The following is a 22832-nucleotide window of genomic DNA, read 5'->3' on the forward strand; positions in this document are numbered from 1 at the left end:
CCGACAGCGGACTGGCAGCTTCAGTCTACAAATATTCGACAGCGGTCGTTATGGGCGGCGTGGGATCAGCGGACGCTACCTAGATTGGTTTGTGCCGCCTGCGAAGCCAATGCAAACAGCGACAGGAGCGAGCGTTATGCAATGACAGGGAAGATCACGGTTATTGTGGTGCCCGCGGCGGAGCTCTCTTGCTGGACATTACCGCCCATCTGCCGGGCGAGCGCCTGGATCAATTTCTGTCCCGACCCGCCAGGCCGGGGATTCTGAATGCCACGACCGTTGTCGGCAACGGTCAGGCGTGCCTCGCCGTAGCCTATCCCGGACTCAAGCTTGACAACGATACGCCCGCCCTCCGCTCCGAACGCATGCTTGACTGAGTTCATCGCGGCTTCGTTCAAGATAAGACCGAGCGGCACCGCGCGTTCAATCGAGAGCTCGACTTCGTCGGCCGCGATCTCGATCGTTGCAATTTCCACCTGCGTCTGCAGCGAAGCGCAGAGCGCCCGCAAGTAACCGGCGACGTCCACCGTTCGGAGGTCCTGCCCCGGTGCCAGTTGGTCATGAGCAAGCGAAATGGCATTAACTCGGTTAGCCACGTGTTCCAGTGCCCGGTGCACTTCCGGCCTTTCAAGGCGGCGCTTCTGAATGGCTATCGAGGCCAGGATCAGCTGAAAGTTGTTCTTTACGCGGTGCTGCATCTCCCGCAGCAGCACCTCGCGTTGTTGCGCCTGGACTAGAGCCGTGGTCGATTCCAGGTTGCTTCGGTCCACCTCTGGTCGCCGCATTGCCGAAGCAATGAGGGCAGCAGCAGCCGTCATGAAGTCGACGGTATCTTCGCTGAAGTTGCGCGTGACCGAGGAATCCACCTCCAGCACGCCCCAGGCAGCACCCTTGATGAGGATCGGCACGTTCGCCAGCGATTTGATGTGGTGCTCTCTCAGCACATCTGAAAAGACGTATTCGCCATCCTGCTCAGCGGCCGTGCCATCGACAATCACTAAAGGCTCGGCTGTCTGATAAGTCCGGCCGGGCGGCGATCGCAGATCCGCCGAAAAAACAGCGTTCCGCACAGTCCCTTCCTTCCACCCGAAGCCGGCCTCCATGAACAGGTCCGCGGTGCGCGGGCGGTAGCGAAGGATTTTTGCGTGGTCTATCTCAACAGCCCGGGCTACCTGCACACAGGCCTGATCGAGGAAGCGGCCGAGCGGAGTTTGCTCGCCCGCTACGCGGCCAAGGTCCACGAGAATGCGGACATGTCGGCGCAACTTGGCTAGCTCGGTGGTGGGGTCCAATGATGAGATCCTCTCGAGCAGGGTTGAAAAACCAACGCATGAGCCTGCGAATTGCTCCGATCTCGCACCTTGGCAAGCAAGTGACGCGGATGAGTAGGAGCGCTCTGCGTATGCGATCAGAACTACGAGTTGCTGCCTAGCCGAGTTTGCGACGTTCCTCGTGTCAGCCTTCGCCGGTTTTTAGGCGAGATCAGAGCCTTGTATGACCAACATGCTGAAGGGTTTCGGTTGCCGTCAGGCCTACGAAAGCCTCTCATGCAAGAACCCGCGCTATGAGGCTTTGTGTCTCGGGTGTGCCAGCGTCTGTCGCGACGTCCGCATGAGGCGCTGGTGGCTGGTCAAGCGTGGGGCCTCTGGGCCAGGTCGAAGAGCTTCTTGCGGTGATGCCCGACAGGCTTCACGTGCCTGACGACCGGCGCCAAAGCGATCCGCATGGCGCGCTGATCGCAACGGTCGCGGCTGGCAGGGTGATTGGGCCTCTGCTCGACCGTCAGGGAGCGCTTGTGCTGCTTGAGACCGAAACGCATCAGGTTCGATCCTCGATATGAACCTTCGGGGTGAACTGGTCAGGGGGCTCGGCGCGCCTATGACAAGCCGGAGCGGTCGGTGGCAACGTGCTGGCGGGCATACCCGACCCCGGCAAACCGGCGCGAGCGGCACCTGCTGGAGCGCTGATGCGCTGCAGACGCAATGAGCGCAGGCGCCATTCAGAAAGTGGGCTGATCTCCCTATTACCGCGGTCGCGATCCATCAAGAGTTGGTCGCAGTCGGCCTAAGTGAGCTCAAAACAGAAATCGCAGATCAGGTCCGCAACTTTTACCGCTTCAAAATCGGTCATGTGTGCCGCTGTCTCAACCGCAGCCGTGACCAAGTCGTCCTGATCGACGGCCAGGAGGTCCAAAATTCTTGCAAACTTAAGCTTCAACTCCAGGTCGCCCGCGAACTCGTCGAGGGTCACGTTGAGGATACTCTCGTTCGCTTCGATCAGCCGCGTTTGAATGCCATCCGACGACGCGGCCAGTGCCCTTACGGCTGCGAAGAAATGCCCTCGCGCGTTTGAATATTTTTCCACCATCGGTCACCGCCGGTCGTGATTGAGGATTGGGTTCGTCGCCGTCCCGTCGGATGTTCCACTATGCTCGGCCAGAGAGCCTTCTGGCCAGCCGCGTGCCTTCCCTGCGGTCAGGCTGCAACGCGCCGCTTTGCCGATGCACGTTTAGCCTTTGGCAAACCGGCGGGGGCGGCAGCTTCTTTGGCCAGCCGAGCCAGTCTGAGCCGCTGCGTCTTTGACTCGCGCTCGGTCTCTTTGTCCATGATCTCTCGTGCGGCTTGTGTGGTCGCGTCGCCCTTGCTCTCCCTAGCTGTCGGCTTCGGCTTGAACACGGCTTCAGCAATTGCATTGCGCATCATAGGTTCCTTAAACGAAAAAAGGCCGGGCGGGCCCGACCTTTCCAAAACGCCTCGACGGCCAGTGCCAGTACATCCGTGGTCAAGGGCCAGAAGCGGTATCCTTTAGGCGGCCCGAAGATTCTCGGCCGCGCTCTTGCCATTGCGGCGGTCCTGCACGACATCGAAGCTCAGTTTCTGGCCTTCTAGGATTGTGCGCATACCGGCACGCTCCACAGCGGAGATATGGACAAACACGTCCGCGCCGCCCGTTTCAGGAGCGATAAAGCCGAAGCCCTTGGTCGAATTGAAGAACTTTACGGTTCCAGTGTTCATAGCGATTTCCTTTCAAATCGGCATAGAAATTCGCGTCTGGCGACATGCCAAACGTCATATAGTCGAGATTTGAGAGGAAGATCGTTGGGCGCCGGAGCGCAAAAACAAGTTCAACAGCAAACATCGATTGCAGTTATATAGGCTTGAATTGCCGCCGACGCAAGCCTCTCCGACCATCATGGCTGTAGGCGGCTTTGCGCCGGGATGGGCCTCGCCACCGACTAAACCTTGAAATCCTTTGAGCGTTCTCGGTTCGAGCGGATAACGATCATGCCGTCATTAACGCTCGGGATCAAACACCTAGTGCGCTCTCAAACCTTGGTCGTCACCAACAACCAAGTGGTCTATTCTGAGACCGGATTTGGTGGCTAGCAGAACCGCGGTTTCATCAACCGCCTGTGCCGCCCGCTTCAGGATCAGTTCGGACCGAAGCACACCATCGGTGAAGTCTTTATCGGTCGCGTATACGGCTGTGGGCAGCGCGAAAGCCTCGAAGAAGCCAAATAGCGGCCTGAGTTGATGCTCAACGACAAGGGCATGGCGCTCGCCGCCCCCGGTGGCTGTGAGAAGCACGGGCTTACCTCTCAAGGCCCTTGGATCAAGCAAGTCGAAAAAATGCTTGAACAGCCCGGTATAGCTGCCCTTGTATGTCGGAGAGCCGACGACGAGCACGTCCGCGGCGACAACATGTGCAACTACGGTCTGGGCTTGAGCGTCGAGGTCACGGTGCCATCTGGCGGCCCCCAGCGAGGGACCGACATCCTCGACATCATACGTTTGATGGGACAGGCGATGGCGGCTGGCGATGTTCTGAACGATGAGGTCGACGAAAGCGCGGGTCTTCGAGGGTCGGCTGCAGTTCCCCGAAAAACCGACGATTGATGGATTTGACATAAGCCGAACTCCGATGGTCAAACTCAGACGTAAGCGGGCCTGGCACGGCACCAGCGATGCTGCGTGACCACTTCTCTCCTCTAGGCAAGAAATCGACCTGCCTAAGACGCCGCTACTCGGACACCGGCGCCCCGGCCGCGCCCAAACTCCAGATCCCAGCCGCGCTCCTTGAGGGGCAATTCACCCTGCAGTCCGAGCCGTGGAAAAAGCAGCTCGGCAACATTGAAAGCTTCCTCCAGATGCGGATAGGCCGAGGCAATAACCGTCTCCACGCCTATTTCCTGATATTCGCGAATACGGGCGGCAACGCTTTCCGCACTCCCGACAAGCGCGGTGCCGGCACCCCCTCGGACGAGACCCAATCCGGCCCATAGATTGGGAGCTATAACCAGCTTGTCGCGGCGTCCCTGGTGCAGAGCGGAGATCCGCTTTTGCCCGACCGACTCCGAAACCTTGGTGAATTGATGCTGGGCTTCAGCGATCACGTCGTCGGTGACGCGGCTGATCAGTCGATCCGCCGCCGCCCAGGCCTCCTCCTCCGTTTCACGCACGATCAGGTTTATGCGCAATCCGAAGCGGATTTTGCGACCTTGAGCCGCCGCTCGTGCCCTGACTCTATCGAACTTCTCCTCCACCTGCTCGACGGGTTCACCCCAGCTCAGATAGACGTCGGTGTGTTTGGCAGCGACCTCGATGCCCGCCTCCGAAGACCCGCCGAACCAAAGTGGCGGATAGGGTTGCTGGACCGGCGGGAAAGAAATGTCGGTGCCGTGAGCAGATAGATACTTGCCCTCGAAGTCCGCCGGCTCTCCGGACAGGATACGGCGCCAGATCGTGAGGAATTCATCAGTCTGGGCATAGCGCTCGTCATGACCGAGCTTGTTGCCGTCGCCGGCAAGGTCGGCCGGATCAGCGCCGGTGACGACGTTGAGCAGCACCCGGCCGCCGGAAATGCGGTCCAGCGTGGCTGCATGGCGCGCGAACAGTGCCGGCGTCCCACTGCCCGGCCGCAGCGCCAACAGGAATTTCAGCCGTTCGGTCAGCGGGATCAGCCCGGCGGCCACGATCCAGGCGTCCTCACACCGTGTTCCGGTTGGCAGGAGCACGCCCTTGAAGCCAAGCCGATCGGCGGCTTGCGCAATCTCCTTGAGATAGCCGAAGGTTGCCGGCCGGTGCCGCTCGTCGGTGCCGAGATAGGGGCCGTCGCCATGGGTCGGCAGGTACCAGTAGATATCGAGCGGGCGGGTGCTGTTGCCGGACATCGGATTGTCTCCTTCAATGATTGCGGAATCTATGGGAGCAAGCCTCAGAGCTTGCCCTTCCAGGGGATGAGGCGATGTTCCAGCCAGCGCATGCCGCTGGTGAAGGCGAAGGCGAGCACGGCGATGACGATGAGGCCGACGAACACGACGTCGGTCGCGAGGAAATTGGCCGCCGACATGATCATGTAGCCGAGCCCGGACTGGGCTGCGATCAGCTCGGCCGCGACCAGAGTCGACAATCCTGCGCCGATGGCGATCTTGAGGCCGGTCAAGATCTCCGGCAAAGCGGACGGCAGGATGATGCTGGTGAAGAGTTGCAGCCGGTTGGCGCCGAGGGACAGCGCGGCGTTGATACGTTCGACGGGCACCGATCGCACGCCCGCCTGTGCCGCAAAGCAGATCGGGGCGAAGGTCGACAGCGACAGGAGAACGATCTTGGAGGTTTCGCCGATACCGAGCCATATGATCAGCAGCGGCAGGTAGGCCAGCGGCGGCAAGCCCCAGTAGAGATCGATCGGCACGCTGAAGATGCCCTTGACCCAGCGATTGAGGCCCATGAGCAGGCCAAGCGGAATGCCGACGAAAATGCCGACCCCGAGGGCCGCGGCAATCCGGCCAAGGCTTGCCAGCGTGTGGTCGAGCAGAGTGCCGTTGGCATAGCCGTCCGCCGCGACGGCGTTGAACTGGGTCAGCACATCGACCGGCGCCGGCAGGAACAGCGGCGACGCCCAGCCGAGTTGCGCGGCGAGTACCCACAATGCGATCAGCGCCGCCAACGTCACCAGGCTGATGCCGAACGTGCCTGCCGATGCTGAGCTGCGCGGCGGGGGAGACGGCCTCAGCTGGGCCGTGGCGGGAGGGAACGGGGTTTGGGAATTGGCGGCGAGCGTCATTGCAAGGTTCCTCTGCGGGCGCCTTCCGGCTGGTGGATGAGCGAGCGAATTTCCTGCCGCAGCTCGATGAAGCGCGGGTGGGACTGGATCGGCCCGATATCGCCGCTTTCGGCGAAATCGCGCACGAAATCGGCATCGAAGCGCGCAACGATACGGCCCGGCCGGGGCGACATCACGACGATGGTCGTGCCGAGTGTGAGGGCTTCCTCGATCGAATGGGTGATGAACAGGATCTGCTTGTTGGTCTTGACCCAGACGGAGGCCAGAAGCTGCTGCATGGTCTCGCGCGTCAGACTGTCGAGGGCGCCGAATGGCTCGTCCATCAAAAGGATTTTCGGATCGGTGGCCAGCGCCCGGGCGATGCCGACGCGCTGGCGCATGCCGCCCGACAGTTCGTAGGGTGGCTTTTCGGCGAAATCGGCGAGCCCGACCAGGTCAAGAAGGTGCCTCGACCGCTCATGGCGTTCGATGCGCGAGACGCCCCGGTACTTCAGGCCGAGCGCGACGTTGTCCAGCACATTGGCCCATGGCAGCAGGGTGTCTTTCTGGAACACGACGCCGCGATCGCCGCCCGGCGCCGCGATTTCGCGTCCATCAAGCGTGATCGTGCCTTCGGTGAGCGGCAGGAAGCCGGCGATCGAGTTCAGCAATGTCGACTTGCCGCACCCGGAAGCGCCGACCGCGACCACGATGGAAGCGGGAGCGATATCGAGCGACACGTGATCGAGCGCGTGTACGTGCTGGCCGTCGGAACCCGGAAAGGTGACGCTGGCATCGCGGATTCGAAGCATGGTGGCCTCCAGGCGATCTGGCTGGCGTGCCAGCCAGATCGGCGTTTCCTCAGGGATTGCTAGTTCGAGGCCTTGGCCACTGCCGCATACTGCGGATCGGCGAAGGCCGCGTAGCTGTCATTGATCGAGGTGATCTTGTGCTGGTCCTTGAGGAAGCTCGCCGTGTCCTTGAGGATTTTCGCCACCGCGCTCTTCTCGCCGCCGCCCAGCCATTTGTCTGAGACCTGTTCGTCGAGCGGCGGGACGACGGTCGTCTTCAATTGCTCCGAGTTCTCGGCCGCCGTGCCGCCCTGCAATTTCGCGATCAGTTTGGCGCTCTCGGACTCCGGCCCCCAGGCGGCCGGGTTGTTCAGATAGGCCTGGTTATAGCCGTCGATCAGCCGGACATACTGGCCGAGGAACTCCGGATTGGACTTGGCGAATGCGCCGGTGACGACCAGCGCGCTGAAGGTCGGCGCGCCGCGATCAGCAACTTGGCCGGCCGTGAGCAGGACCTTGCCGTTCTTCTTGAGTTCAGAAAGTGCCGGATCCCAGACGAAGCCGCCGTCGATGTCGCCGCGCTTCCAGGCCGCGACGATCTCGGGCTGCGGAATGGCGATAACCTGCGTTTCCTTCTCGGAGATGCCTTCCTGCTTGAGCACGGCCAGAAGCTGGTAATGGTCGGTCGAGACCGGCGCCGCGGCGAGCTTCTTGCCGCGCAGGTCTGCCGGCGACTTGATTTCTGGCCGCACCACCAGCGCCTCGCCGTCGCGCGAGACGGACGAGATATAGAACGCTTTCACGTCGAGGCCCTTGCTGACGGCAGCCGAGAACGGGCTCGATCCGACATCGCCGATCTGGACGTCGCCGGAAGCGATGGCTGCGAAAATGTCGGCACCGGAATTGAAACGGCGGAATTCGATGTTCCATCCGGTCTTCCTGGCAAGGTCGCCATTGGCGATGCCAAGGTTATAGGGATTAGCCCCGGTTTGGTAAGCAATGACGACCTTCTTCTCGTCGGCATGAGCCATTCCAGAAGAGGCCGCCGCTGCGAGCGCGACCAGGGCGGCGGAAATCAGTTTTCGCATGAGATCGATCCTTTGAGCGGAGGGTTCATCCCTCGATTGCGCGCTCCATCCAGAGCGTCGGCTCAAAATCTACTTAGTTTATAGAATAAGACAGGAACGATTTTCCGAATGACAAGGGGAGAGCGGAAAATCGGCTCATCTGGGTCGTCAGCCGGTCCGACGAATGGTCGTGCGCTTTCTCTCACCTTCCGAGGCGAAGCGAGGCGAAACCCTACTTCAAGCAACACCTTACGGCGGATTATCCGAGGTCCACTTGTAGGCCAAGCAAACTTAGCTTTAACGGCAGGTATGCGGCGCAAAGCCGAATTGGTTCCTTTCGCCGTGACTCAGATTTGCGACTTGGTCTTGATCGCTTCCGACGTGAATTCAGTGCTAAAAGCATTGCGAGAAAGCGGAATAGAGGTCACGTCCGTGCACAATCAGCCCGACGACGAACCCCGGCTGTTCTCGATTGATTTCTGGCAAATGGCGACTGTCGGGAAGTTGGCCAAAGGACCTGGCGCTCGATCAAGTACACCTCAAGACGGGTAGCTGATCTTTGACAGAGTCCCTTCGAAATTCCGAAGGCAACTGCGTTGGCCCTGGCGACGTCAAGGACCTTAGGAAAGGCGGCCGCGCTGCGAACATATACGCGGCGCGGGCCTGTCGAGACTTTGGCGATGGCTTTGCCGCAGTGCTCTTGCCGGTATACCTGGCTTCAATCGGGCTTGGACCGCTCGAGATCGGCGTTGTCGCCACCGCCGCACTCCTTGGCTCGGCGCTGCTGACGCTCGGCATTGGGTTCCTGGCCGTACGGGCGGACCGGCGCACTCTGCTTTTGGCTGCGTCCGGCCTGATGATCGCAACCGGGGTGGCCTACACGCAGTCAAGCACCTATGCAGCTGTTCTGCTCGTGGCTTTCCTGGGCACGATCAATCCTTCGTCCGGGAGCGTCAGCATCTTCGTTCCGCTCGAGCACGCCGTCTTGTCTCGGCTTGTCGCGGATCCGGACCGCACGAAGGCGTTCGCACGGTATAGCCTGTTAGGTGCGCTGGCGGCTGCGTTTGGCGCCCTTGCTGCAACCAGTCCCGATTTCTTGGTGACGATTGGGATCTCACGGCTCACCGCTCTCAAGGCAATGTTTTTCCTCTATGCCGTTCTTGGCGTGGCGGGGGGCCTGGTGTACGCGCGCATTCCCGCTGGTCCGAAAACGTCTCCACAGGACCGGCCCGCCGAGGCACTTGGGCCGTCGCGCGCTATTGTCTACAAGCTGGCGGCGCTGTTCAGCATCGATGCCTTCGCCGGCGGTTTTGCCGTGCAATCGCTCATGGCTTTATGGCTGTTCAGCAGGTTTGGACTTTCGCTATCGACCGCCGGGGCGTTCTTTTTCTGGTCGGGTGTTTTGTCGGCGGTTTCATTTCCGGTCGCCGCATGGCTTTCGAGGCGCATCGGGCTTGTGAACACGATGGTGTTCACGCACATCCCGTCAAGCATTTGCCTGATCCTGGCCGCCTTGGTGCCGAATCTCTATGCCTCTCTGGCATTTCTTCTTGTACGCGCAGCACTCTCCCAGATGGACGTGCCGACTCGCTCCTCATATGTGATGGCGGTCGTCACGCCACCGGAGCGACCTGCGGCGGCAAGCGTGACCTCAGTGCCGCGCAGCCTCGCAGCCGCCGCGAGCCCCGCGATTGCCGGCGCGCTATTTGCCGCGGGGTTCGAAGCCTGGCCTCTGGTGATCTGCGGCATCCTCAAGATCGTCTACGATTTGAGCTTGCTTTGGGCTTTCCGCCACATCAAGCCGCCTGAAGAAAGGTGAAGCTGCACACATCCCTGTGCGACTGCGGTCAAATCCCTCAAGCTGCTGCGATCTGCCAGACAGCCACGCTAGCGAGCACGATCCCTGCAGCGCCCTCGATGCCGCGGGAGGACAGTAGCAAACAGGCGCGGCCGGCTCTCAAAGATGTGCACAAGCCGTTCGCGGAACAGGATCGACAACACCGCGACGGTGGACAGGGTCACTGCAACGCCGGTCATCATCGTTACGGCAAAGAGAAGACCCGCCACCGGCACGCCCCTGGACATCGCGAAGGTCATGACGAAAAGCGTTAACGGGCACGGGATCGGCCATGAACCCAACCGCTTCCCCTTCATGCTTATGACGATGGCCACTGCCGAATGCCCGCCAGATCATCCAAACGCCGATCAGGCCGAGCAGCCCGCGGCTGACATCCTCCAGCAGCGGTGCCCGGCCGACGGTGCCAAGCGCGATCGAGACCAAAGGCAGAGAGAGCATGGCGATGATCACCGCGATCGTGACATGGGTGACGGAAAAGGTGATTGAGAACAGCAGGCCACGTGCCACCTTGGCGTACGAGCCGTTAAGATAGGTAGCGAAGACCGCCTTGCTGTGACCCGGAGTGAGCGCGTGCGCGGCGCCGGGGGCGGAGCCTTGCGAGCATTGGATGCGCAAAGCTGCGAACCCTCGCCACTTTCCTTGCGGGCGCCTAGCAGTTCGCGTCAGTCTGCGGATCGCACGCCTTGTTTTTCTGGCTCGGTGGCTTGGGCTTGGCCGACTGCTCGGGCTCGGCCTGCTGCTGCTCGGCGGCGCGCTGCTTCTTGACCTTTTTCTCAGGCTTGGCCGCCTGTTCCGGCTCGGCCTGCTGCTCGGCGGCCGGCTGCTTCTTGCCCTTTTTCTCAGGCTTCGCCGCCTGTTCCGGCTCGGCCTGCTGCTGCTCGGCGGCGGGCTGCTTCTTGCCCTTTTTCTCAGGCTTCGCCGCCTGTTCCGGCTCGGCCTGCTGCTGCTCGGCGGCGGGCTGCTTCTTGCCCTTTTTCTCAGGCTTCGCCGCCTGTTCCGGCTCGGCCTGCTGCTGCTCGGCGGCGGGCTGCTTCTTGCCCTTTTTCTCAGGCTTCGCCGCCTGTTCCGGCTCGGCCTGCTGCTGCTCGGCGGCGGGCTGCTTCTTGCCCTTTTTCTCAGGCTTGGTAGCCTGTTCCGGCTCGGCCTGCTGCTGCTCGGCGGCGGGCTGCTTCTTGCCCTTTTTCTCAGGCTTGGCCGCCTGTTCCGGCTCGGCCTGCCGCTGCTCGGCGGCGGGCTGCTCAGGCTTGGCGGTCTCTTTCGGCTCCGCCTGATCGGCGCTTGCGCCTTCGGTTGGCTTCGATTTCCGGCCAGCCTGAACCTGCTTCACCTGCTCGATGTCCTTGAGCTTAGCTGGTTTGGCCTTGGGATCGGCTTTCACCTCACCTTCAAACACCGCGACCGTATCATTTTCCAATTTGCCGGACTGTTCGGGCGCGTCGGTCTTGCTGACCTTGACGGCAGTCACCTTCTGGTCCGTCTCCTTTTCGATCACATCAACATCAATGACTTTGTTGACCACCACGTTGTTCTGGATGGTCACGTCGCCGGCCGGCTGGGCCGCCTCGACAATCCGCACAAACTCGGACCTGTCACGGATAACGGCGACAGAAACGTCGGCAGCAAGGAATTCGCGGCTAGGGACTACCACCCAGTAATAATTCGGCGTCGTGTCGAAGGTCACCTCGATTGAAATCAAGTCCGGATCACGGCGCGGCGGCAGCGGAGCCCAAATGATGTGCTCCCTGTCACGACGCCAAGTCACCCATGCTGGCGCCCAGCGAGTGCCCGGAACCCAGTACCAGCCGATATCGTCGGCATAGCCCCACCGGCCGTAATGGTACGTCGCCCAGCCGAATGGCTCGTCGGATACCCAGAGCCAGCCATACTCCTCTGTATAGACCCAATGGCCCAAGGTATACGGGCGCCAATCGTCAGGTACATCAACTGGCACGAAAACGGTCGCTCCATGATACGAGACCCAATCGCCATGGGAGGACAGGTCTTCGTAGAATGTGCTGATCGAAACCTCGGTGGCGGCCCTTGCCTGCGACACTAGCGAGAATGGTGCAATCGGGTTGGGGATATCAACGACCGTAAGCAGACAGGCGGTTACGCCGCCCAGCATCAGCCGTACCGCATTTTGGGCAAGGACGCGTTTCATCCCAGTCTTCCTCCGAAACAGATGCGCCCTTCATCTTGAAAACTCACCCGCAATCGGATTGTTCCGCCTTGCTCCCGCCAGGGCGTGGACCTTGCAAATGCTATGGCGAGCCATTGAATATAGATGCCTGATCGAACTTGGCGGACGCTTAAGAATGGTGCGGACCAGTTTCAGGGGCGGCCCAGGCGACCTCTTCCCTCCCAGGCCCACTCAGCTCTGGCCGGCCCCCCGCACACTGCATTAAGCCGCGGAAATAAGTCGCGATTGTAAAGCAGCTCCGGGCAGCTACTGGCGGCTGCGGAGGTCTTTCGGGCTGGTGACAGGCGAATAGGTCAGCGTGACACGCTTGCCGCTGCAGCTGCGTGTCAGCGAAGGCATTTCTAGCAGTGTCCGCCGGAGGGTAGTTCTGTAAGACCAGCGCCAGAGAGAGAGAGAGAGAGAGAGAGAGAGAGAGAGAGAGAACTCTTCGCGCCAAACTACAAACCGCCAGTTGCTTAGCTGGCGACAGCGCCCGATTCTAAGCCATTTGTCGGACCAGATAGCCGTTATGATGGGGAGGATTGCCTGAATTAATACTCGAACTATGCAGCGTTGTGGCTGAAGTTGGCAATGTCTACAGGGCGCGCCGAGGCCCCCCAGAGCTCGGTGCGGCAGCTTCGAATGAACGGGGTCGATTGCCCGGCAGGACGGAGCAGGTTCGGGGCTCATGGTTATTGTCAGCTTCCACATAGGCCGTTGTGGTCCGGGGCTACGCGCGAGGCTGTCGTGTGGCCCTATCGGCCAGGGTCGAGCCCCGGAGCAATGACGCAAGGGGCATTGAACGCGCGTCGGGTTAGACCCGACTGTCGCCTTTGTATTTGGCGGGTTTTCGTTCGTCGCGGCCTTCGGGATCAACTTCTTCCGCATGGCGCCGTTGAGCCTCCGCGTGACCGTAATGACGTGGGCGGATTTGCGGCAAGTTTTGCACGCGGAACATCGCACCGCTTGTTCGATCAGGCGTCGTCACTGACGCCCGGTTGGGCAAGCGGAGATTTCGTTCTCAATCGAGGGAGTTGCGGAAAGGAGACCGATCATGGCTGAACTCTTCGAAACCAGGGTGGCGGCCGCAGGCGACGATGTCGAGGAGAAGGGTTCCGGCTCGATTTCGACCAACATCAGCGATCTGGAACTGGGCTTTGACGGCTCTACCCGCCAGACGGTCGGTCTCCGCTTCACCGGTATCGACGTCCCGCAAGGCGCGATCATCACCAGCGCCTACATCCAGTTCCAGGCCAATGAGGTGAAGACCGGCGCGGCCTCGCTGCTGATCAAGGGCCAGGACACCGACGACGCAAGCGCCTTCACCAGCACCAGCTTCAATGTATCGTCACGGGCAACGACCGACGCGTCGACGGCTTGGACGCCGGCCCCGTGGACCACGGTGGGCGAGCACGTCCAGGCCGAGCGCACGCCAGACCTCACGGCTATCGTCCAGGAGATCGTCAGCCGCTCGGGCTGGGCAGCGCTCAACGACATGGCCTTCCTGATCACCGGCACCGGCACGCGCACCGCCGATTCCTACGAATACAATCCCGCCAGCGCGCCGCTGCTGCACATCGAATATGTCTTGCCGGGATCCGGAAGTCCGGTGGCCTTCAACACTCCGCCCGACTCCAACCCCGGCGCCAACCAGATCGCCGAGCTCGCCGCGGCGGGAGCACCCACCGGGATCACAGCTTCGGCCACGGATCCCGATGCCGGCTCGACGGTCACCTACAGCATCAACGATGCGCGCTTTGCCATCAATTCCAGCACCGGTGTCATCACGCGTTCGGGCACAGGCACGCTCGACTTCGAGACCCAGTCGTCGATCAACCTGACGGTGACGGCAACCTCCTCCGACGGCAGCACCGCCAACAAGAGCTTCACTCTCGCCGTCCTCGACAGCCCGGAGCCGGTCGCATTCAACGCTGCGCCCGATGCCAACACCGCGGCCAACCAGATTTTCCAGAATGCCGCCGCCGGTACTGCCGTCGGCATCACCGCTTCGGCCAAGGATCCCGATGCCGGATCGACGGTCACCTACACGATCGACGACTCGCGCTTTGCCATCAATTCCAGCACCGGCGTCATCACGCGATCAGGCACCGGCACGCTCAACGCTCAGTCCGAACCGACGATCGATCTCCATGTCACAGCAACGTCGTCCGACGGCAGTACCGACACTCATGCCTTCACCGTCGCCGTCACGGCCACCCAGTTGCCGACATCGGTGACCTTGGCGCACACCATTCTGACTTCGCAGTGGTCGCCGCCGAGTCCCGATCCAACCGATATCGTCTATATCTCCCACCTCGGCACCCTGCTCGTTGCCGATAGTGAGGTCGAGGAGATGTCGATTTTCACCGGCAAGAACCTCTACCAGATGAATCTGAACGGCACCCTGGCGGGCACGCTCACCACCATCAATTTCTCGGATGAGCCGGCCGGGGTCACCTATAATCCGGCGAACCACCATCTCTTCTTCTCGGACGATACCGGCACGAAGAGCGTCTACGAGTTGAACCCGGGCAACGATGGGTTTTACAACACCTCCGACGATATCGTGACCTCATTCAGGACCGCCGCGTTCGGCAGTACGGATTCGGAGAGCATCGCCTACGACACAAACCGCGGCGTGCTCTATCTCTTGGACGGCTCAACGCATAACATTTACACCATCGCTCCGGGCCAGAACGGCAAATTCGACGGCGTCCCAAGCACGGGGGGCGATGATGTCGTGACGAATTTTTCTGTAGCATCGCTCGGAGCCCCTTCTGACGGGGGGATCGCGTATGATCCGACCCACGACCTGCTTTATGTCATCGTGTCACGCACCTCCGTGGCAATGGTGACGCCAACCGGGAATCTGCTGGGCACGCTCGACATCTCCGCCGCCAACGCGAAAAAGCCGGCCGGACTGGCGCTGGCGCCGAGCAGCGACGATCCGAGCCACCAAATGAGCCTCTATGTCGTCGATCGCGGCGTGGACAACGACTCGAATCCAACCGAGAACGACGGCAAGATCTATGAATTCCATTTGAACGATTGGCTGCTCGCCTGATCTGCCGGGTGCGCCATTCAAGCTCCTAGGACCGTTTCCTCCTGCTCGGAAAGAACCGCGGCAGCCTCGGCCTTGCGATAGCTGTAGATACGGTCCGCAGGCCTAAGCCCGAGCAATCGGTGCAGTTAGTTCATGCCCCAGCCGAGGTGGATGGCCACGATCTCCGGTCGCAGGTTCTCGACGAAGCGGCGCCCTGGGGATCGCGTGATCACTTGTTGCCTCGGTGGCTGCTTTGGTGGCAAAAATTCGTAGGCGCACTTTAGGTTGAATTTTGACTGGCGACGATGTTCGATGAGGCGCGGACGAACGGGGGCGTGATGAAGAAACAATGGTGGAAGTGGTCGGTTGAGACCGAGGAACTTGCAGATAAGCATTATGTGCGGGTCATCGAGGACGGTGTGGTCAGCATCAAGGGTTTCGGTTCTGAGGCAGATGCAAAAGCCTTCGCCAACAGCGAGCGCGCAAGGTTCGGGCTTGAGCTTGATACGCCACAGGACAATGAGCCCGGCCGTCAACGCCCGGCGAGCAGTCGGGTCGCTCCATCGCACAAGGCTAGCTAACGGCAGCCGGAACGTTATAGCGACCTTGAATGTTCAACCCGTTTCGCAGAGCCGAGACCTCCTGTCAGGGGAACAATAAAAGCCGCACGAGCTCTGTTGAGCTGGTCGCGAGTGCGGCTCGCCGCCAGAGCGCATAACCAACGATCCTCGATTTTGAGAACGGGTCGAGGAACCCGAATCCACGCCATGTAGCCGCTATCCGCCAGGCCTTGGAGGATGCGGGAATTGTCTTTGGCCCAGAAGGGCCATTGCTACTCCGGCTATGGAATGGGATTTGCGGCCGAAGATGAAATGCGCCGTCTGCGGTGGCAAGCGCATTACGCACGCCCTAGAAGCCTCACACTCCTTGCGGTGAAGGTCTTTCGGGCGCGTGTCCGGAGAATAGGTCAGCGTTTCGTCTGCCGCCGCCGCCACATCCTATTGTCCGTCTGTCGATCACCGTTCGGGGTCAGCATCAGCGCCGAACCGGTCGCGGAGCGCCGGCAGATCGAGCTTCTGATAACGATGGCAATCCAGGCAGCCGCCAGTGACCGACATGCCCGCCTCGATAAGTTCCCGAAAGGTCCAGCCGTCGCTCATCCGGACGAAATAGGTTTCCGAGGTCAGAAGACCAAGAGTCCGCTCGTGAGGGGCGAGCGCCTCCATACCGGCCCGCTGTTGCCGCTTCGCGGCAATCTCCTCGTGCCACCGGGAATATTAGCGACCGGGAACATGGCTTGCTACGCGGCGTTTACCCGATGATCAGCCTTCAGGAGGAGGTTGCCATGAAAAAACTGCTACTTGCTTCAGTGATCGCCGTTGCCACCGCGGCAGCCACGGTCGCGCCTGCGGATGCGCAGGGGTTCTTCGGTCTCGGTTTCGGTCCATTCGGCGGCTTCAGCCCGTTCTACGGAGGTCCATTCAACGGTGGTCCTTTCTACGGCGGCGGCCCGTTTTACGACTATGGCGGCCGCTATTACGGCCCTAGCTATTACCGCGACTATTATCCTGGCTACGTGGCCCGCTATCCGCACCGCTACCACTACCGGCACCGCCACTATCGCCACTGCCACGTCAAGTGGGTGAGGCATTGGCATCATCACCGCCGGGTGCTGGAACGCGTGCGGGTGTGCCGTTACTGACAAGACCGATGTGGAAGCGTGTCTAGGAGACGAAGGCGGCTAGGCCGGCGCAGCGTGTCCCCAGCGCCTTCGCCTATGATGTCGAATGGCTGAAGCCTGGCATCACCGGCCGGGTAAGGTTCCTTCGTGGCGAGCACTGCGACGCTGCAGGATTTCCGCGAGCAGGCCCTATCCCTTTCCCTGAGGCCGCTGGGGCAGCGGGCTGTGCCGGCGGGTTCGCGATTCAAGTCGTGCTCGGCCTTTTGGCTGGATTTCATTTTATTAGCAGATGCGCTCAAATAGAGCGGTTTGTCAGACAAAAGAGATTTCGCATGTCACTAGTGGACCTCACCGCCGACATCGTCTCCGCTTATGTTAGCAATAATCTCGTCTCGGTAACCGACTTGGCGGATTTGATCGCGTCGGGGTATTACTCGCTCACTGGCGCAGCCCTGCTGCCAAAGCAGGAGCCTGCCGTCGACCCGGAGCGCTCGGTCTTCCCCGATCACATCATCTGCCTGGAGGACGGCAAGGAGTTCAAGTCGCTCAAGCGGCACCTGATGACCGATCACGGTCTTACACCAAAGCAGTATCGCGCGAAATGGAACCTGCCGGCAGACCATCCGATGGTGGCGCCGAACTATGCGGAGCGGCGATCGGAATTGGCGAAGGCGTTGGGCTTTCAGCGGAAGCCTGCAGATCTCCGAAAATGAGATCGCCGCACCAGCGAGGATTATATTCCAAGAGGCGAGAAATGAGCATACGGAAAGGCAGAGCCCACTCGCTTTGAGGGGGGACGAGCGGGCTCCGGGGGGTGGACCCTACGACGTTGCCTAAAAGCCGCGCCGTGAAACCTAACCTGCCGACGGTCGGAATGTTCCCCGATGCGACCGAAGTCGCACCCGCTGACGCTTTGGTCCCGCTGAAACCATCGCCTCGCTACATCATTTGATAGAGCCGGCGAACATGTGTCCCTTCGATCGGCGGCATGAGAGCTGTGAATAGATGCCCGTCATCCCGTTTGCCTGGATGGCGGGCATTCTGTTCGGATCTCAGCCCGCTTTAACCGCTGTTTAATGTATGAGCGCCTACTAATACGCGGTGGTCAACATCCTCACACGCATTCGGCAACTGACGCGCGCGGCAGGTCGGGACGCGGCTGGAAACGTTGCCGTTATCTTCGCGCTCACCCTGCCGATCGTAGTCGGTGGGGCGGGACTCGGCGTCGAGACGTCCTACTGGTATTATTCGAGCCTCAAGCTGCAGGCGACGGCCGACGCAGCCGCCTATGCCGGCGCGTTGGAAAAGGTTGCGGGTTCCAGCACCGCAGCGATCACGACGGCCGCCACGCAATCGGCGACCGACAACGGCCTCGCCAATGTAACAATCACCGTCCACACGCCGCCCACCTCGGGGTCGCACATGACCAACAAGGCGGTCGAGGTGATCCTCAATCAGAGCCTCGACCGGATGTTCACGGCCATCTTCTCCGAGAGCAAAGTGCCGGAGCGGGCAAGGGCGGTGGCGCTGATCACTGACGCCTCCAAGGCATGCGTATTGGCGCTCAATCCGTCGGCCTATCAGGCAGCGCTCTTCTCCGGCAACACCAGCGTCAAGCTGACCGGGTGCTCGGTGATGTCCAATTCGGCACAGGCCGATGCCGTCAAGGTGCAGGGGTCGGCGGCCCTTCAGGCCGATTGTCTGATCGCGGTCGGCGGCGTCTCGCTCGGCAATCCGGTGACCACAGTTTGCAAGTCTCCGATCACCCAGGCCTTGCCGGCGTCGGACCCCTTCTCCAACCTTCCAGCGCCAGCGGCTGGCAACCCGTGCAAGACCGTCAACGGGAGCAAAACATCGCAAACGCTCCAGCCCGGAACTTACTGCAGCGGCATGGACCTCAAGGGCAATGTCACGCTCCAGCCCGGCACCTATGTCGTCCAGGGCAGTCTGAAGGTCAACGCCGGCGCGGTCGTCTCCGGAACCGGCGTGACCCTCTTCATGTCCGGCAGCAACACCGTCAGCATGAATGGCAACGCCACGGTGACGCTGAGCGCGCCGACCTCGGGCACCTATTCGGGCGTGCTGTTCTACGGCGACCGGACCGGCACCAGCACATCAAGTACCTTTAACGGCACTGCGAGCTCGCTTTTGACCGGTGCCATCTATTTCCCCAAGCAGCAGGTCAACTATCTAGGCAACTTCTCCGGGAGCGGCGGCTGCACCCAGGTCGTCGCCGACAAGATACAGTGGTCCGGCAGCACGACCATCAAACAGAACTGCTCGAGTCTCGGGATGAAGGACATCCCCTCAGCCCAGTCGGTTGCGATCGTCGAATAATCAGGAACGCTAACCAGAGCCGCAGAGCCGCCGCCATTTCATGCGCAAGGAACGCGCTTCATGTTGCCACCAGACGGCTACACCTCCGGGGTCGGTCGCGTTGCTCCAGACATGCAGTTGATGCATCGAGAGCACTTATCGCGGCTGCTGCGCGTGGCCCCAAGCGGACAGAAGGAACATTCTCGTCCCGCGCGTCTTTCCTTTAGCGGAGGGAGAGGAACGAGGCATGGCGGACGTCAAAAGCAAACGCGATTCGCGCGACCGTGACCGGGTGTCTGGGGATCAGGAATATGAGGTTGGCTACTTCGCCAGCAAATTCGGGCTCTCGATCCCTCAGGTCCGGAAACTGATCGCCAAGCACGGAAACGACCGCGAGACTTTAGAGCGTGAGGCAAAAGCGCTGGGCACTCGATGAACCGCTACTTCTTCGACACGTTCAACGTTGGCCGAGATGGCGGTCGAGGTTATTTCAATTGAAGACCGGCTCGAACTCTTTGTACATGTTCGGGATCAGGCGCCTCATCTCAGGTGACGGATGAAACCGGCGCGGAACTGGATGGCATCCATGCAGTAAGACGACAGGCATTGAGGCGATTTTTACAGCTCGCGCCATATTCGAAATGTTCGAGGTGACCTCGAAATCTAGCCCTGCATAGTAGCCGCTCGTACACCACATCGCGGCATCGAACTTGAAGGCCCACCGTGGGCCCCAATCTGATCCACGCCTAGGGTGACCCGCCCCGCCCGCGATCTGAGTTCGCGGGCTCACGAATATTTGAGGACCCCTCACCAAGCCGACGGCATATTTTAGGGACGTTAATGTTCAACGCCTATGCACAGACGAGCCCTACTGTCGGGGAAGCAATCAAAGGCCGCACGAGCTCTGTTGAGCTGGTCGCGAGTGCGGCTCGCTGCCAAAGCGCATATTAGCGAACCAACGATCATCGAATTTGAGAACGGATCGAGGAACCCGAACCCCCGCCATGTTGCCGCTATCCGCCAAGCCCTGGAGGATGCGGGAATTGTATTTGGCCCTGATGGGCCAATGCTGCCTCGGTCCGAAATCCCGAACCGTGGTCGACAAACGGACAATAGGATGTGGCGGCGGCGGCAGACGAAACGCACGCCCTGACCTCAGACTCCTTGCGGTGGCTGGTGTCTGGCGAATAGGTCAGCTTGATACGCCACAGACCGCGCATTTCATCCTCGGCCGCAAGTCCCATTCCATCGCCGGAGCATCAGCGCCGAACCGGTCCCGGAGCGCCGACAGGTTTGATGACGAAGTCCAGCCGTTGTTCATTGTCGGCGATTGTCCTTTTGGCTGAATTTTCTGATCAACAACCAGTGCGCTAGTACTTGCTCGCCGGCCTCGCGTTCTCCTAAACCTAACCGGCCAAGGCCCGGTGCCCCCCTAGAGACAGTGGAAAAGGCTACCGGGCCACCTGTCCGTCATATCGGCGCGACTTAGGCATTCCCGATAGATGGCGCTAGTTCCCGCGCGTCGTGTGCACTTATGCGACCTTGAGGTTAATGACGCGCATTACTGCGACTACTGTTCCATTGTTCGTAGCAGCCTCTTTCGTACTGCCCTTGCCGCAGCTCCAAACGTCGCCTTCCTTGGCCGTGAATTTCATATCGCCGGCCGTAACTTCCAGTTCGCCTTCAGTGACCGTGCAGACCATGTCGTCGGTCATCACATCCCCCAGCGGGCTAGTTCCTTTCGGCTGATAAATCACGTCTTCCATGACGATTTTCTTATACCCCTTGATATGGGAGTCTCGTGTCCCCCGCTCGACTAGCCGAACGCCAGGAAAAATCTCCTTGCCCTCAGTCGGGCCATAGGTCTTGGCCGATACCGGGGTGAACTTCGCGGCCATTGGCGGGGCGGCCATCGAGGTGGCAGCAAGGGCGAGAGCATTACGTCGATTCATCTTCATAACATCCTCCCTGAGTTGGTCCGCCCGGTTGGGCGAACTTGATATTTTACGCGCCCGACAAGCCAAATAGTCAAAACACAATTGGGGATCCGCCCGGCAATCACCAGGCGAGGATCGACAGCGAAACGGGAACTAGAACGGCAAGAGCCCGCTCGTGAGGGCCGAGCGGGCTCCGTCGTGGCCTTTCAGACGGCAAGCAGAAACGGAGGACAAAGCCTTGCCGCCCAATCTCTATAACCGCTCTCGTCTCGCCAAGTTCCGGCCTTTAGACGGCTGCTAAACAAACAGGACTTATGCGCGGGATCGTTAGAGGCTTCAGTCGCAAATCTGTTAGTTGCGAGTCCGCTCATATGGATGCAGGATCAATGCTCCCCACCTTCAAGCGGTGGGGTGGCCCGACCCGTGATAATCCTGTGTCACCTAGGTTAAAGCGGGCCGGGCCGCAGAGGTTCCTGGGGGTGCCCGATGCGTTCTCAGCCAAACAGTATTCTCGGACCCGACGACATGGCGATGCTTGAAAGAGTGCTCCAGAAGCTATTACCCGCAGGTGCGGACGCCGCCGAAAGGGAATGGCTGGGCAGCCTGTTGATCACGGCCTTCCAGAACGGGGCGACAGACGAGGCGGCGCTGTTTGCCACGGTGGATAGGAAACCCAAACCGTAAGCTCGGTCTCCCTGCCAGGCGCCTCAATGGCGGCGCTTGAGAAATTTCGCTTCCCGCACCAGCGAATTCCAATCCGTGCCGATCAGCCGGATCAGCTCCCGCGCCTCCTCCTCGGATAGGCTAGTCTCTTTTGCCAACCGCGCTGCCAAAAGGCGGGTATTTTTGTCCGTGCGCGACCCGTTCGGCTTGCCGTCGCCGTCCTTCACTGCCCTATCTCCGTCTCAAACAAGAGCCCGCTCGCCTGAGGGAGGTCGAACGGGCTCCGGGGGAATGCCCCCGCGCGGCGCGGTGAACCTTGGCCGGGACACACGCCGCGACACCCAACGGGATGGTTGATCGAATGTTCCCTTCCGCCAGATTGCGACCGAAGTCGGAGGAGCTGCCGCTTTGGTCCCAACCCTGAAACCTTCGCGTTCTCTGCATCATTTGATAGGGCCGGCGAGCAATGTCCCCTTCATCGTCGGCATGAGAGAGTGGATAGATGCCCGCCGTTTCTGCCAGGAGTGGCGGGCATCTGTCTATCTAACCCGCCAAGCCGCCGTCCCGCGACGCTGCCGCCGACAGGGCGCCTGGAAGGGCCCGCTTACTTGGAAAACTGTTTCAGGTAAGCGATGACGTTGGCTACGTCCTGATCGTTCTTGAGGCCGGGAAACGCCATCTTCGTCCCCTTGACCATCCCCCTCGGGTCCTGAAGATACTTCGTCAGCGTAGGCTCATCCCATTTGATGCCGGATTTTCCGGCCTCGGTCATGGCCATGGAATAAGTGAAACCGGGATGCGTGCCCGCGGTGCGCCCGATGACGCCGTGCAGAGACGGGCCGACCTTGTTCTGGTCCTGGTCGGCAATGTGGCAGACCTTGCACTTGGTGAAGACCTTCTCGCCTGCGGCGGCATCCTGCGCCCGCGATGGGCTTGCAAGGAAGATCGTGGCCGACGAGGCGATGAAAATTGCGATTGCGCGCATGGCAGTCCTCCCTGATCGATCGTCATTTGCGCCGGACGATCCGCACCACGCCAGCTGCGCTGGGGCGGCCTGCACGGTAGAGCGGAATATCCGTGGTCCCACCAATGGAGTTGCGGCATCTACATACCACAGTATCAAGCCGGTGGGTAGAAACGCCAGTTTGTGCGGCGCGTCCCGAGGAGCGGACTCAGGCGACGCGCTTTGGTCCTTGATTTGACGCTCACCAAAACAACAATTGCTATCGCCCGCCATGACGCTATCGTTAGCGCC

At 60.8% G+C, this 22832-nt stretch carries 26 protein-coding genes; 10 read left to right on the forward strand and 16 right to left on the reverse strand.

The window, feature by feature from the left end; translation table 11 throughout:
- Positions 1–134: 134 nt before the first annotated feature.
- The 10 genes from A9K71_RS17935 to tauA all read right to left on the reverse strand — a co-directional run bounded on the left by A9K71_RS17935 (position 135) and on the right by tauA (position 7921).
- Positions 135–1292: a histidine kinase dimerization/phosphoacceptor domain -containing protein gene (locus A9K71_RS17935; RefSeq protein WP_245299665.1), complete on the reverse strand. Its 1158-nt coding sequence runs from the start codon at positions 1290–1292 to the stop codon at positions 135–137.
- A 338-nt stretch (positions 1293–1630) separates the two neighbouring features.
- Positions 1631–1819: a hypothetical protein gene (locus A9K71_RS17940; protein ID WP_066998586.1), complete on the reverse strand. Its 189-nt coding sequence runs from the start codon at positions 1817–1819 to the stop codon at positions 1631–1633.
- A 245-nt stretch (positions 1820–2064) separates the two neighbouring features.
- The gene (locus A9K71_RS17945) at positions 2065–2367 is read right to left on the reverse strand and encodes a hypothetical protein (RefSeq protein WP_066998590.1); all 303 of its coding nucleotides are present in this window, start codon (positions 2365–2367) and stop codon (positions 2065–2067) included.
- 107 nt (positions 2368–2474) lie between these two features.
- Positions 2475–2699 carry a hypothetical protein gene (locus A9K71_RS17950; protein WP_066998663.1) on the reverse strand — a complete coding sequence of 75 codons (225 nt, stop codon included), beginning with the start codon at positions 2697–2699 and terminating at the stop codon, positions 2475–2477.
- A 105-nt stretch (positions 2700–2804) separates the two neighbouring features.
- Positions 2805–3014 (reverse strand): cold-shock protein, encoded by a 210-nt coding sequence (locus tag A9K71_RS17955; RefSeq protein ID WP_066998592.1) that lies wholly within the window; start codon positions 3012–3014, stop codon positions 2805–2807.
- A gap of 300 nt (positions 3015–3314) precedes the next feature.
- The gene (msuE, locus tag A9K71_RS17960) at positions 3315–3908 is read right to left on the reverse strand and encodes an FMN reductase (protein WP_066998595.1); all 594 of its coding nucleotides are present in this window, start codon (positions 3906–3908) and stop codon (positions 3315–3317) included.
- A gap of 101 nt (positions 3909–4009) precedes the next feature.
- Positions 4010–5170, reverse strand: a complete 1161-nt coding sequence (gene ssuD / locus A9K71_RS17965) for an FMNH2-dependent alkanesulfonate monooxygenase (protein WP_066998598.1) — start codon at positions 5168–5170, stop codon at positions 4010–4012.
- A gap of 44 nt (positions 5171–5214) precedes the next feature.
- Entirely contained in the window at positions 5215–6063 is an 849-nt protein-coding gene (locus A9K71_RS17970; RefSeq protein ID WP_066998601.1) for an ABC transporter permease subunit, read from the reverse strand.
- Entirely contained in the window at positions 6060–6854 is a 795-nt protein-coding gene (locus A9K71_RS17975) for an ABC transporter ATP-binding protein (protein ID WP_066998604.1), read from the reverse strand. The genes A9K71_RS17970 and A9K71_RS17975 overlap by 4 nt, the downstream gene beginning before the upstream one ends.
- A gap of 59 nt (positions 6855–6913) precedes the next feature.
- A complete protein-coding gene (gene tauA / locus A9K71_RS17980) occupies positions 6914–7921 on the reverse strand; it encodes a taurine ABC transporter substrate-binding protein (RefSeq protein ID WP_066998607.1) in 1008 nt (335 codons plus the stop codon).
- Positions 7922–8209: 288 nt separating this feature from the next.
- Here tauA and A9K71_RS32645 point away from each other — a divergent pair, with 288 nt between their 5' ends.
- Both A9K71_RS32645 and A9K71_RS17985 read left to right on the forward strand, forming a co-directional pair.
- Positions 8210–8452 carry a DUF1259 domain-containing protein gene (locus A9K71_RS32645; RefSeq protein WP_245299666.1) on the forward strand — a complete coding sequence of 81 codons (243 nt, stop codon included), beginning with the start codon at positions 8210–8212 and terminating at the stop codon, positions 8450–8452.
- Positions 8453–8546: 94 nt separating this feature from the next.
- The gene (locus tag A9K71_RS17985) at positions 8547–9719 is read left to right on the forward strand and encodes an MFS transporter (RefSeq protein WP_066998666.1); all 1173 of its coding nucleotides are present in this window, start codon (positions 8547–8549) and stop codon (positions 9717–9719) included.
- 138 nt (positions 9720–9857) lie between these two features.
- Here A9K71_RS17985 and A9K71_RS30575 read toward each other — a convergent pair whose 3' ends face one another.
- Both A9K71_RS30575 and A9K71_RS17995 read right to left on the reverse strand, forming a co-directional pair.
- A complete protein-coding gene (locus A9K71_RS30575) occupies positions 9858–10373 on the reverse strand; it encodes a hypothetical protein (protein ID WP_245299667.1) in 516 nt (171 codons plus the stop codon).
- Between the two features lie 34 nt (positions 10374–10407).
- Positions 10408–11919, reverse strand: coding sequence for a DUF6600 domain-containing protein (locus A9K71_RS17995; protein ID WP_156752704.1), 1512 nt, complete (start codon positions 11917–11919; stop codon positions 10408–10410).
- A 1072-nt stretch (positions 11920–12991) separates the two neighbouring features.
- Here A9K71_RS17995 and A9K71_RS18000 point away from each other — a divergent pair.
- Positions 12992–15001, forward strand: coding sequence for an RTX toxin (locus tag A9K71_RS18000; protein ID WP_245299668.1), 2010 nt, complete (start codon positions 12992–12994; stop codon positions 14999–15001).
- 284 nt (positions 15002–15285) lie between these two features.
- A complete protein-coding gene (locus tag A9K71_RS18005; protein ID WP_066998617.1) occupies positions 15286–15561 on the forward strand; it encodes a hypothetical protein in 276 nt (91 codons plus the stop codon).
- A gap of 435 nt (positions 15562–15996) precedes the next feature.
- Here the strand turns inward: A9K71_RS18005 and A9K71_RS18010 are convergent, their stop codons facing one another.
- On the reverse strand, positions 15997–16206 hold the full coding sequence (locus tag A9K71_RS18010; RefSeq protein WP_066998620.1) for a hypothetical protein: 210 nt from the start codon (positions 16204–16206) through the stop codon (positions 15997–15999).
- A 119-nt stretch (positions 16207–16325) separates the two neighbouring features.
- Here A9K71_RS18010 and A9K71_RS18015 point away from each other — a divergent pair, with 119 nt between their 5' ends.
- The 5 genes from A9K71_RS18015 (at position 16326) to A9K71_RS30580 (ending at position 20130) form a co-directional block, all read left to right on the forward strand.
- Positions 16326–16682 (forward strand): hypothetical protein, encoded by a 357-nt coding sequence (locus A9K71_RS18015; protein ID WP_066998670.1) that lies wholly within the window; start codon positions 16326–16328, stop codon positions 16680–16682.
- Positions 16683–16993: 311 nt separating this feature from the next.
- Positions 16994–17374 carry a MucR family transcriptional regulator gene (locus A9K71_RS18020; RefSeq protein ID WP_066998624.1) on the forward strand — a complete coding sequence of 127 codons (381 nt, stop codon included), beginning with the start codon at positions 16994–16996 and terminating at the stop codon, positions 17372–17374.
- Positions 17375–17762: 388 nt separating this feature from the next.
- A complete protein-coding gene (locus tag A9K71_RS18025; protein ID WP_082980577.1) occupies positions 17763–18998 on the forward strand; it encodes a pilus assembly protein TadG-related protein in 1236 nt (411 codons plus the stop codon).
- 226 nt (positions 18999–19224) lie between these two features.
- On the forward strand, positions 19225–19413 hold the full coding sequence (locus A9K71_RS18030) for a DUF3606 domain-containing protein (RefSeq protein WP_066998627.1): 189 nt from the start codon (positions 19225–19227) through the stop codon (positions 19411–19413).
- A gap of 417 nt (positions 19414–19830) precedes the next feature.
- Complete coding sequence (locus A9K71_RS30580) at positions 19831–20130, forward strand: helix-turn-helix transcriptional regulator (RefSeq protein ID WP_082980578.1); 300 nt, start codon at positions 19831–19833, stop codon at positions 20128–20130.
- A 379-nt stretch (positions 20131–20509) separates the two neighbouring features.
- Here the strand turns inward: A9K71_RS30580 and A9K71_RS18035 are convergent, their stop codons facing one another.
- Positions 20510–20935, reverse strand: coding sequence for a hypothetical protein (locus A9K71_RS18035; protein ID WP_066998629.1), 426 nt, complete (start codon positions 20933–20935; stop codon positions 20510–20512).
- A gap of 504 nt (positions 20936–21439) precedes the next feature.
- Here A9K71_RS18035 and A9K71_RS31610 point away from each other — a divergent pair.
- A complete protein-coding gene (locus tag A9K71_RS31610; RefSeq protein ID WP_156752705.1) occupies positions 21440–21598 on the forward strand; it encodes a hypothetical protein in 159 nt (52 codons plus the stop codon).
- Positions 21599–21621: 23 nt separating this feature from the next.
- Here the strand turns inward: A9K71_RS31610 and A9K71_RS18040 are convergent, their stop codons facing one another.
- Together A9K71_RS18040 and A9K71_RS18045 are read right to left on the reverse strand one after the other, a co-directional pair.
- Positions 21622–21804 carry a hypothetical protein gene (locus A9K71_RS18040; RefSeq protein WP_066998632.1) on the reverse strand — a complete coding sequence of 61 codons (183 nt, stop codon included), beginning with the start codon at positions 21802–21804 and terminating at the stop codon, positions 21622–21624.
- A 377-nt stretch (positions 21805–22181) separates the two neighbouring features.
- Positions 22182–22562 (reverse strand): cytochrome c family protein, encoded by a 381-nt coding sequence (locus A9K71_RS18045; RefSeq protein ID WP_066998634.1) that lies wholly within the window; start codon positions 22560–22562, stop codon positions 22182–22184.
- Positions 22563–22832 lie beyond the last annotated feature (270 nt).

The organism is Mesorhizobium sp. WSM3873, assembly GCF_001672445.1.
GTDB lineage: Bacteria > Pseudomonadota > Alphaproteobacteria > Rhizobiales > Rhizobiaceae > Mesorhizobium.